We start from the raw sequence: 9,824 nt of genomic DNA, 5'->3' as shown, positions 1-9,824 counted from the left end.
CGGCGGGAGGGCGGTCAGCCGCCGTGTCCGGCGGCGGACTCGTCCGGCGGCCCCTTCGCGGGGATCCACTTGTCCGCCCAGGCGCGCACCGCCTCCATGGCCTCGTCGAGGTCGCGCCCCTTCGGGGTGAGGTGGTACTCGACCTGGACGGGGGTGGAGGGCAGGACCCGGCGCTCGAGGACCCCCTCGTCCTCCAGTGTGCGCAGCCGCTGGGCGAGCATGGTGTCGCTCACCCCCGGCACGGCCGCCTTGATCTGCGCGTAGCGGTGCCGGCCGGTGAAGACGGCACGCAGGATGGCGCCGGTCCAGCGGGCTCCGATCAGCTCGATGGCCGCGTGGAAGCGCGAGCAGACACGCTGGACATCGTTCATGGGCTCCCCGGTCGTCTCGTCATGCGGAGAGCGCCCCCTCGCGCAGCGGGCGCAGCGCCTCCGTCTGCCGGGCCAGCTCGTCGAACATGGCCTTGGCGGACGTGATCATGTTGTCGTTGGCCACCACGGTACCTTCCTCGTCGATGAACTGATGGACGAACGGGATGGCCACCGCCTCGTAGACCGGCGTCAGCTTGAGCGCCGTCAGCACCTGCTTGAGCTGCTGGGCGGCCCGGGTGCCGGCGGCCACCCCGCCGTAGCTGACCAGGCCGACCGGCTTGTACTGCCACTCCTGGTGCAGGTAGTCGAGGGCGTTCTTCAGCACGGCGTTGTAGCCGTGGTTGTACTCCGGCGTCACGAACACGAACGCGTCCGCCTCGTCGACGGCCGCGCTCCACTCGTGGGTGTGCCGCTTCGTGTACTGCCGCAGCCGGGGGTGGTTGGGCTCGTCCATGAAGGGCAGGTTCACCTCGGCCAGGTCGATCACCTCGACCTTCGAGAACCCGCCGTGCGCCACCGCCTGCTCCCTGGCCCACTCGCCGAGGGGCAGGCCGGCGCGGCCGGGACGGGTGCTCGCGACGATGATCTTCAAAGTGGCCATGACAGGACTCCTCAATGGGTGAGCGACAGCGTTCCAGTTCTATCAGCAATCCTGAGTTGCTAATTAATCCTTAGTTGCCCGACGGAGTCACGAAGACGGGGGTCACCGACACCGGAAGCCGGAGCCGTCCGCCCGCGACCTCGACGGGCGGGGTGCCGCCCAGGGCGTCGACCGCGATGGCGGCGGGAGCGGGCCACGGCCGGTCCACAGGGACCGGCGGCTCGTCCTCCCCGGTCACCATGTCGCGCCCCCGCCAGAGCACCAGCAGCGGCTCCCGGCCCTCGCGTTCGACCTCGAAGGCGTACAGATCCGGCGACCCCGGCGTCTCGGCGCGGCGCACCCGCCGCACCCCGGCCAGCCGCTCGGCGAGCAGGGCGAACGCCCCGGCCGCCGGGCGGCGGACCCCGAGCGTGGTCCCCTCGTAGTCGAGCAGCACGAGCTTGCCGAACATCAGGTGCATCACCTGACGGGGGTCGAGCGGGCCGGGGACCTCCGGGGCCAGGTTCCAGTAGACGGTGCGGCGGACCCCCTCGGCCAGGGCCAGCATCGTGCACATGACGAGCTGGCGGGCGTTGATCCGGTGCCGCCTGTCCTCCAGCTCGCCGGGGCAGCCGGCGAGGAACATCTGGAGCGTCTCCGGCAGCTCGGCCATCCGGTCGTACAGGGCCGACATGGCGCGCCGCTCGGGGGTGTCGCGTCCCATGCGCTCCGCGAGCTCGGAGGTGCTCTGCGCCTCCGGCACGTCCGCGAACGCGCCGGAGAGCGCCTCGTACATGACCGCCTGCGCCTCGGGGAACTCGAACGGCACCGGGGCGGCGTACTCGCCGACGACCACCGGTTTGAGATATCCGTGGCGGCGCATGAGATCGCGGGCGAACGCGATGTGCGCCGGGGCCGCGGCGGCCTCGCCGTACAGGTGGACGTCGAACAGGTCGAAGGCGTCGCGGCCCGCGGACACCACGTGGTCGAAGAACCGCCGGGGCTCGCTCCCCTCCTGCCCGCTCAGCACGTCGTACCCGCAGCCGCCCAGCACGACGGCGGCCGCCGGGTCGGCCTCCCGCACCGCGGCGTGCAGGACGCGGAGCTGCGCGACGTACTCCTCCGCCGTGCCGGCCCACAGCAGGCCGGTGTTGCTCGGCTCGTTGTCGCACTGCCAGTACCGGACCCGGCCCGCGCAGCGGCGGACCACCCGCCGCACGAACGCGCCGTACGCCTCCAGGTCGAGGGCCGGGGACGGCGGGAGGAAGTCGGTCGGCACGCGGGTGGCCCAGGGCGAGCTCGAACAGAGGGTGAGCCACACCTCCTCGTCGCCGTCGAGCTGCGCGAGCAGGGCGTCGACGACGTCCCAGGCGTACCGGCCGGGCTCCGGCTCGACCTGCCCCCAGTAGACGTAGGCCCGGACCAGCCCGGCTCCCAGGGCGCGGGCCTGCGGGACGAACTCGTCGGGCTTGCCGAACAGCCCGTAGCTGATCCCCCGGACGACGCCCAGGCGGACGCCCTCGGGCTCGAACGCGGTGCTCGTCTCCACGGTGGTCTCGGGCATCCGTCTCGCCTCTCTCCAGAGTTTACGTGATAAACGTTAAGTTTAGACCGTATACTCGGAACATGCGCGAGTCCACCCCGATCCCGTTGATCTGGACCCAGCCCCCGCCGCCGCGCCGGCGCGCGCTCGGCCGGGAGGAGATCGTGACCGCGGCGATGGCCGTCGCCGACGAGTCCGGGCTCGACGCGCTCACGATGAAGGCGATAGCGGCCCGGCTGGGCGACTACACGTCGATGGCGCTGTACCGCTACGTGCGGAGCAAGGACGGGCTGGTCGACCTGATGCTCGACGCCGCCACCGCCGAGATCCCCGTGCCGGACCGGCCCGGTCCCGACTGGCGGGCCGACCTGGCGGAGATCGCGCTGCGGTCCCGGGAGATGATCCGGCGGCACCCGTGGTTCGCGCAGCTGGTCCACAGCCGTCCCCCGGCGGGGCCGCACATGATGCGCCGGCTGGAGTTCATGCTCGCCGTGCTGGCCGGGCGCGGCGCGACCCTCGCCGAGGCCATGACGTACGCGGCCATGATCGACCGGCACGTGACCGGCACCGGCCTGCAGGAGGCCGAGGAGGCCCGGCTCACCCAGCGGTACGGCCTCGACGACGCCGCCACCCTCTACGCCGCCATCGCGACCCTCCACGGCCTGGCCGCCGCCGACGGCCGTCTCCCGCACCTGACCGGCTGGCTGGCCGCTCCGGCGGGACCCACGCCGGACGAGCAGTTCGCGCTCGGGCTGGAGTTCCTCCTGGACGGCATCGCCGGCCGGCTGCCCGCCCGCTGAGCGTGGTCCGGGGCGGTCGTCCGATGGAGAACCCCAACCGCGAGGACGCGCGACGGGCGCCACGCCCGCGTGAGCCCGGCGCGGCGACGGCGCCGGGGCCTAGAGGTTCGCTGGACCCCGGCCGGGGCTCGGCGAGGAGGCGAAGATCTCGTAGTGCGAGACGGTGAGGTCCGCCTCGACGAGGAAGCGGCCGTCCTCGGGGTAGAAGACGGCGCGGCCGGGGTCGTCTCCGGCGAACGCCCGCACCGCGTCCCACGAGTCCCACAGCGTGATCAGCACGAACTCGGTCCGGTCGTCGACGTCGCGCCGGGTGAAGAACACCCCCTCGTTGCCCTCCGTCGCCCGGTACTCCGCGAAGCCGGTCCGGAGCAGGTAGCCCTCGTACTCGGCCGCGTCCCCGGAACGGGTCCAGCCTCGCCAGATGCGGACCAGTGTCACCGGCACCCCCTACGTAGACACCTCCGAACGTATTACACCGGTGTCTCCATCGGCAATCGTGACGGGGAGGCGATGAGTTTGCGGCGGATCCGGCGTCACACGAGGGAAGGCAACCGACGCCGACGGAGGTCAGGCCATGGGAAAGCTGCTGTACTCGGTCACGATGTCGCTGGACGGCTTCATCGCGGGGCCGGGAGGTGACATGTCCTGGCTGACCCCGCGCATCGGCCCGAACCCGGAGGTGGACGCCCTCATCGGCAGGATCGGGGCCCTGCTCGTCGGCAACCGGACGTTCCGGGGCGACGACCCCCACCGGGGCACCGCCAAGGAGGGCAAGCCGTTCGGCGGCGGCTGGGAGGGGCCGCAGTTCGTGCTCACGCACAACCCGCCGGACGATCCGGCGCCGGGGATCACCTTCGTCGGCGACCTGCGCGGCGCCGTCGCCGCGGCCAAGGCGGCCGCCGGGGACAGGTACGTGAACGTCCTGGGCGCGAGCACGGCCCGGCAGTGCCTGGAGGCCGGCCTGCTCGACGAGATCTTCGTGTGCGTCGCCCCGGTCCTGCTGGGCGACGGCGTCCGGTTGTTCGACCACCCCGGCGGGACCGACATCGCGCTCGAACGCCTCGGCGTGACCCAGGCGCCGCTGGCGACGACCATCTGGATGCGCGTCGTCCAGGACGGCCGGCCCTCGTAGAGGACGGCCGGCCCGGCTCAGGAGGCGGCGGGACGGTGGTGCGGCCGGTTGTGCACGGCCGCCAGCGCCAGGACGGCGGCGACGAGCAGCACCACCCCGCACACCAGCATGGAGGTGTGGAAGCCTGAGGTGAAGGCGTCGGCGACGGCGTCCCGGACGGCCGCGGGCTGCGGGGCGCCCCCGCTCCGGCCCGAGGCGACCGCCGCGACGACCTGCTCCCGGGCGGCGGGCGGCACCCCGTGCGCGGCCAGCCGTCCGGGCAGGGCCGAGGCCAGTCCGGCGGTCAGCAGGGTGCCGAGGATCGAGGAGCCCATCACCGACCCGACCTGGCGGAACGTGTTGACCGCGCCCGAGGCCATGCCCGCGCTCTGCGCGGGCACGCTGACCAGGGCGGCGGCGGTGCTGGGAGCCGCCATCAGCCCGCAGCCCGCGCCGAAGGCCGCGAGCAGCGGCCAGGCGTGCGCGAAGGCCGAGTCGGGCCGCTGCGCGGCCAGTCCCAGGCAGGCCAGTCCGCCGATCACCAGGCCGAGGGCGAGGGGGAGCTTGAAGCCGGTGCGGCGGATGACCCTGCCCGCCAGAGACGCGACGACCACGTAGACGCCGAACATCACGAGCAGCCGCCACCCCGTGGCGAGCGCGCTCAGGTTCTGGACGCGCTGGTAGAACAGCACCAGCATCAGGGCCACGCCGGTGAACCCGAACAGCGACACGGCGGCGACGGCCATCACCGCGGAGAACGAGCCCGACCGGAACAGCCGGATGTCCAGCATCGGCGCGGCCGCCCGGCGCTCGGCCAGGACGAACGCCACGGCGGCGACGGCGGCCACGGCCCACAGCACGACGATCGGGCCACTGGAGTACCCGTCGTGGCCGCCCTGGATGAGCGCGTAGATGAGGGCCGCGATGGTCACCGTGCCCAGCAGGAGACCGGCGACGTCCAGCCGGCCGGCGGCCGGGGCGCGGGACTCGGCCACCGCCGGGGTGGCGAGGAGGGCGGCGACCGCCAGCACGGGGTTCGACAGGAAGACGGCGTGCCAGCTGTGGTGCTCCAGCAGCACCCCGGCCAGCAGCGGGCCGACGGCCAGCCCGATCCCCGAGGAGGCGGCCCAGGCCGTGACGACCTCGGTGCGCCGGTGCGGGTCGGTGAAGGTCGCCCCCAGCAGGGCGAGGCTGTTGGGAAGGATCAGCGCGCCGCCCGCGCCGCTGATGGCCTGGGCCGCGATCAGCCCGCCGGTCGATCCGGCCGCCACGGCCAGCAGGCTCCCGGCCGCCATGACGAGCACGCCGGCGCGGAACAGCCGCCTGCGGCCGTACCGGTTGCCGAGCGTGCCCGCCGACAGGATGAGGGCGGCGACGAGCAGGGTGTAGGAGCTCGGGATCCACACGACCTGCGTGGGCGTCGCGTGCAGGGCCGACTGCAGGGCGGACAGCGCCGACACCGACGCCGTGATCTGCAGGAACGTCATCATCGTGCCAAGGCACATGGCGATCAGCGTCAGGGCCTCGCGGCGGGCGCCGACGCCGGCCGCGCCCCTGGGCGGAGCGGAGCCGAGGTCGCCGGCCGCATGGCGGGCCACCGGAGTGCTCGAGGACATGGGAAGGGGAGACCTTTCGTCGTGACGCCCGCGGGAGGAGGCGGGCGAGAGAGGCTGACTATTGTTCACTTAAGTCAGCAGGGTTCGAGTGAACCATCACCACGGACGACAAGGCAAGGCCATCTGGCTAAAAAGCATAAAAGTCAGGCCGGGATCCCCTGAGCACGGACCGGCAGACCCCTACAGGCGAGACAGGGGGAGGCAGCCCGCGCGTACGCCCGGCCTGAAGGCGCCACCGTTTCCCGGCACAGCTGGATGGCGGCAGCGAGGACCCGGCCGTTCCCCGGGTAAGGGGGTGCCTATGCGGAGGCGTCGTCCATAGGGGCCTGCTCCGCGGGCACGCTGTCGCCGGGCGCGCGGACCAGCCCCGGGCCGGCGCGGAGCTCGACCTCGTCGCTCTGGACGTCGTGGCCGGCCTCGCACCGCAGGCGGAGCCGGACGGGGGCGCCGCAGTCGCGGTGCTCGGTGACGATGGACGGGCCGGCGGGGTCGGCGGCCCACGTGTCGCCCCACTGCCGCAGGGCGCTCAGGACGGGCAGGAGCTCGCGGCCCTTACGGGTCAGGACGTACTCGTCCCGGGTGCGCTGCCCCGGCTCCTGGTAAGGGCGCCGCTCCAGCAGCCCCTCGGCGACGAGCCCCTTCAGCCGCATGGCGGCGGCGGGCTCGCTGACGCCCACCCGGCGGGCGAAGTCGTCGAACCGGCGGGTGCCGAACGACGCCTCCCGGAGCAGGAGCAGGGTGGATCTGTGCCTGATCACGTCGAAGGCGCGGGCGATGGAGCAGTTGGTGGTGAGCCACGCGTCGCGCTCGTCGAGGAGCTCCGTCATGCGCCCAGGCTACCTGCTGACTTGTGGTAAGGAAAGCCAGATGTCGAGGCCTGGTCGATGTGTCGATCGGTGTACGAACTGGGGTGGTTGTGGGGTTGGCGGGGGTTATGGGCTCGGGAATCGTAGGTGGCGCAGGGGGCACGGCGGTCGGGTGGACGGTGCGCGGGTGCCGGCCATCGGGGAGGACCGGGTGGTCCGCGAGGCCCCCGCCGGCCTCGGCGGGCACAGGACGCTGGACACGATCATGGAAGGAGTGCCCGGTGATGAGCGAGCAGGCATCACCGGCGCCGGGTCCCGGCGCCCACATCCATGGTGTCGTTCGTCGCACGCCCACCCGGTCGGGTGCGCTCGCCGGGTTGGCCGCACTCAGAGGGCTCGCAGGGCTCAGAGGGCTCGCAGGGCTCGTCACGCCCGGCCGCCGGGCGGATCCGGCCCCGCCCGCCGACCGGCCGGGGCGGCCCGCCGTACGGGACCTCGTCGAGCTGGTGCGGAGTCCTCGCGGGGAAGGTCTCCCCGACATGAGCGGCACGAGCAATCCGGAGGAGATGGGCGGCCTCCGGTTCGGGTACGGGACCAACGGATTCGCCAACCACCGGCTGGAGGACGCGCTGGGGGTCATCGCCTCGCTCGGGTACGAGGGGGTGGCGCTCACCCTCGACCAGGACCATCTGGACCCGTACGCCCCCGGGGCGGCCCGCAGGGTCGCGGCCGTCGCGGACCGGCTGCGCGACCTCGGGCTCGGGGTGGTCGTCGAGACGGGCGCGCGCTACCTCCTCGACCCGTGGCGCAAGCACGCGCCGACGCTGCTGCACGACGAGCGGGAGCGGCGGCTCGACTTCCTGTGGCGGGCCGCCGACATCGGGGCCGACCTCGGCGCGGAGGCCGTGTCGTTCTGGGCCGGGGTGCGGCCGGAGGCGGTGCCGCCCGAGGTGGCCTGGGATCGGCTCGTGGACGGGTGCGCGCGGCTGCTGGAGCACTCCGAGGTGCCGCTCGGCTTCGAGCCGGAGCCGGGGATGCTGGTGGAGACGATCGCCGGCTGGCGGCGGCTGTACGACGCCCTCGGCCGGCCGCCGGGCTTCGGCGTCACGCTCGACATCGGGCACTGCCGCTGCCTGGAACCCGGCCCCGTGCCGGAGTGCGTCGCGTCCGTGGCCGAGCACCTGGTGAACGTGCAGATCGACGACATGCGCCGAGGCGTGCACGAGCACCTGGAGTTCGGCGAGGGCGAGATCGACTTCCCGCCGGTCCTGGCCGCGCTGGCCGGATCGGGATACCGGGGGCTGGTGGCGGTCGAGCTGCCCCGCCACTCGCACGCCGCCCCCGACGTCGCGGCCCGCTCGATCGCCCGCCTCCGCGCGGCCTGGGCCGCGGCGCGGGACGCCGCGCGGCCGGAGGAGGCCGCGCGGGAAGGGAGCCGCTGATGGACGCCTACGGCCTGCTCGACGTCCTCGGCCAGGACTGGGTCACCGAGGCGCGCGCCGAGGTCGCGCGGCGCCCCGGGGCGATCGGGCGGCACTTCGCGTCCGCCGGGCGCCGCGCCGGCCGGGCGCCACTGGACGGAGCCCCGGGGTGGCGGGCCGACGAGGCCGCCCGCGCGCTGCTGCTCGCCGCGCTCCCGCCGGAGGACCTGACCGAGCGGGTCGCCGTCCTGTACGCCGAGGGCACGGCGGACGAGAAGCTGGCCGTGCTCAAGGCGCTGCCGCTGCTCCCGGTCGGCGCCGAGGCCGTGCTCCTGCTGCGGGACGCGATCCGCACCAACGACGCCCGGCTCCTGCGGGCCGCGCTCGGCCCGTCCGCCCGGCACCTGGACCAGGCCGCGTGGCGGCAGGCCGTGCTGAAGTGCGTGTTCACCGGCGTGCCGCTCGACGGCGTCCACGGGCTCGACGAGCGGGCCGACGCCGAGCTCGCCGTCATGCTCGCCGGGCTCGCCGGCGAGCGCGCCGCCGCGGGCCGGGCCGTGCCCGCCGACGCCGCCGCCCTGCTCGACCGCCTGACTCAGCAGAAGGAGGCCCGATGCGCATCTTCGACCCGCACATCCACATGACGTCGCGCACGACCGACGACTACCGGAGGATGGCGGCCGCCGGCGTCCGCGCCGTCGTCGAGCCGGCCTTCTGGCTCGGTCAGCCGCGCACCAACCCCGGCTCGTTCGCCGACTACTTCGACTCGCTGCTCGGGTGGGAGCCGTACCGGGCGGGGCTGTTCGGCATCCGCCACCACGCGACGATCGCGCTGAACCCGAAGGAGGCCAACGACCCGCGCTGCCGCCCGGTGCTCGACCTGCTCCCCCGCTACCTCGACAAGGACGGCGTCGTCGCGGTCGGCGAGATCGGGTACGACTCGATGACGCCGGAGGAGGACGACGCGTTCGCCCGGCAGCTGGCCCTCGCGATCGAGCACGACCTCCCGGCGCTGGTGCACACCCCGCACCGGGACAAGGCGCGCGGCACCCGCCGCACCCTGGACGTGGCGGCGGAGTCGGGCATCCCGCCGGGCCGGGTCCTCGTCGACCACCTCAACGAGCTCACCGTGGAGATCGTCAAGGAGTCGGGGTGCTGGATGGGGTTCTCCATCTACCCGGAGACCAAGATGTCCCCGCCCCGCATGGTCGAGATCCTGCGCCGGCACGGCCCGGAGCGCGTGCTCGTCAACTCCGCGGCCGACTGGGGCCACTCCGATCCGCTGCTCACGCTGGAGACCGCCCGGGCCATGCTGGACGCCGGCTTCGACGCCGACGACGTCGACCGGGTGATGTGGAGCAACCCCGTGGAGTTCTTCGGACAGTCGGGGCGGCTCGACCTGTCCGGGGCCGACCAGCCTGAGCCGGCGTTCCAGGGCAGCTCGATCCTGCGCGGGGGGAGCTGATGCGGCTGCGCGACGCGGCCGGACGCGTCCTCCACCTGGGCTCCTGCGCCAAGGTGCACCCCGCGGAGGACCTGCACGGCGTGGTCGGCCAGCTCGACGAGTTCGCCGTCC

At 73.7% G+C, this 9,824-nt stretch carries 11 protein-coding genes; 5 read left to right on the top strand and 6 right to left on the bottom strand.

The genetic code is table 11. The annotated features are described in order from the left end of the window. Positions 1-14: 14 nt before the first annotated feature. The 3 genes from Mco01_RS19005 to Mco01_RS18995 form a co-directional block, all read right to left on the bottom strand. Complete coding sequence (locus tag Mco01_RS19005; RefSeq protein ID WP_204058236.1) at positions 15-371, bottom strand: winged helix-turn-helix transcriptional regulator; 357 nt, start codon at positions 369-371, stop codon at positions 15-17. A 19-nt stretch (positions 372-390) separates the two neighbouring features. Continuing rightward, complete coding sequence (locus tag Mco01_RS19000; RefSeq protein WP_204058235.1) at positions 391-972, bottom strand: NADPH-dependent FMN reductase; 582 nt, start codon at positions 970-972, stop codon at positions 391-393. Positions 973-1,042: 70 nt separating this feature from the next. Then, entirely contained in the window at positions 1,043-2,515 is a 1,473-nt protein-coding gene (locus Mco01_RS18995; RefSeq protein WP_204058234.1) for a hypothetical protein, read from the bottom strand. A gap of 62 nt (positions 2,516-2,577) precedes the next feature. Here Mco01_RS18995 and Mco01_RS18990 point away from each other — a divergent pair, with 62 nt between their 5' ends. Continuing rightward, on the top strand, positions 2,578-3,294 hold the full coding sequence (locus tag Mco01_RS18990; RefSeq protein ID WP_204058233.1) for a TetR/AcrR family transcriptional regulator: 717 nt from the start codon (positions 2,578-2,580) through the stop codon (positions 3,292-3,294). Positions 3,295-3,393: 99 nt separating this feature from the next. On the opposite strand, the gene Mco01_RS18985 is transcribed toward Mco01_RS18990, so the two are convergent. Continuing rightward, positions 3,394-3,732, bottom strand: coding sequence for a hypothetical protein (locus Mco01_RS18985; RefSeq protein ID WP_204058232.1), 339 nt, complete (start codon positions 3,730-3,732; stop codon positions 3,394-3,396). Positions 3,733-3,868: 136 nt separating this feature from the next. On the opposite strand from Mco01_RS18985, the gene Mco01_RS18980 reads away from it, so the two are divergent. Continuing rightward, the gene (locus tag Mco01_RS18980; RefSeq protein WP_204058231.1) at positions 3,869-4,426 is read left to right on the top strand and encodes a dihydrofolate reductase family protein; all 558 of its coding nucleotides are present in this window, start codon (positions 3,869-3,871) and stop codon (positions 4,424-4,426) included. Positions 4,427-4,443: 17 nt separating this feature from the next. On the opposite strand, the gene Mco01_RS18975 is transcribed toward Mco01_RS18980, so the two are convergent. Next, positions 4,444-6,021 (bottom strand): MFS transporter, encoded by a 1,578-nt coding sequence (locus Mco01_RS18975; RefSeq protein ID WP_204058230.1) that lies wholly within the window; start codon positions 6,019-6,021, stop codon positions 4,444-4,446. 299 nt (positions 6,022-6,320) lie between these two features. Then, positions 6,321-6,848: a winged helix-turn-helix transcriptional regulator gene (locus Mco01_RS18970; protein WP_204058229.1), complete on the bottom strand. Its 528-nt coding sequence runs from the start codon at positions 6,846-6,848 to the stop codon at positions 6,321-6,323. A 518-nt stretch (positions 6,849-7,366) separates the two neighbouring features. Here Mco01_RS18970 and Mco01_RS18965 point away from each other — a divergent pair. The 3 genes from Mco01_RS18965 to Mco01_RS18955 are packed head-to-tail and all read left to right on the top strand — an operon-like array spanning position 7,367 to position 9,713. Beyond that, entirely contained in the window at positions 7,367-8,269 is a 903-nt protein-coding gene (locus Mco01_RS18965) for a sugar phosphate isomerase/epimerase family protein (protein ID WP_239103736.1), read from the top strand. Beyond that, complete coding sequence (locus Mco01_RS18960) at positions 8,269-8,892, top strand: EboA domain-containing protein (RefSeq protein ID WP_204058228.1); 624 nt, start codon at positions 8,269-8,271, stop codon at positions 8,890-8,892. Before Mco01_RS18965 ends, Mco01_RS18960 begins: the two co-directional genes overlap by 1 nt. Continuing rightward, positions 8,862-9,713 carry a TatD family hydrolase gene (locus tag Mco01_RS18955; protein WP_204058227.1) on the top strand — a complete coding sequence of 284 codons (852 nt, stop codon included), beginning with the start codon at positions 8,862-8,864 and terminating at the stop codon, positions 9,711-9,713. Before Mco01_RS18960 ends, Mco01_RS18955 begins: the two co-directional genes overlap by 31 nt. Positions 9,714-9,824 lie beyond the last annotated feature (111 nt).

The sequence above is a fragment of the Microbispora corallina genome (genome assembly GCF_016863035.1).
Lineage (GTDB): Bacteria > Actinomycetota > Actinomycetes > Streptosporangiales > Streptosporangiaceae > Microbispora > Microbispora corallina.
This window is presented reverse-complemented; position numbering and strand designations above follow the sequence as displayed.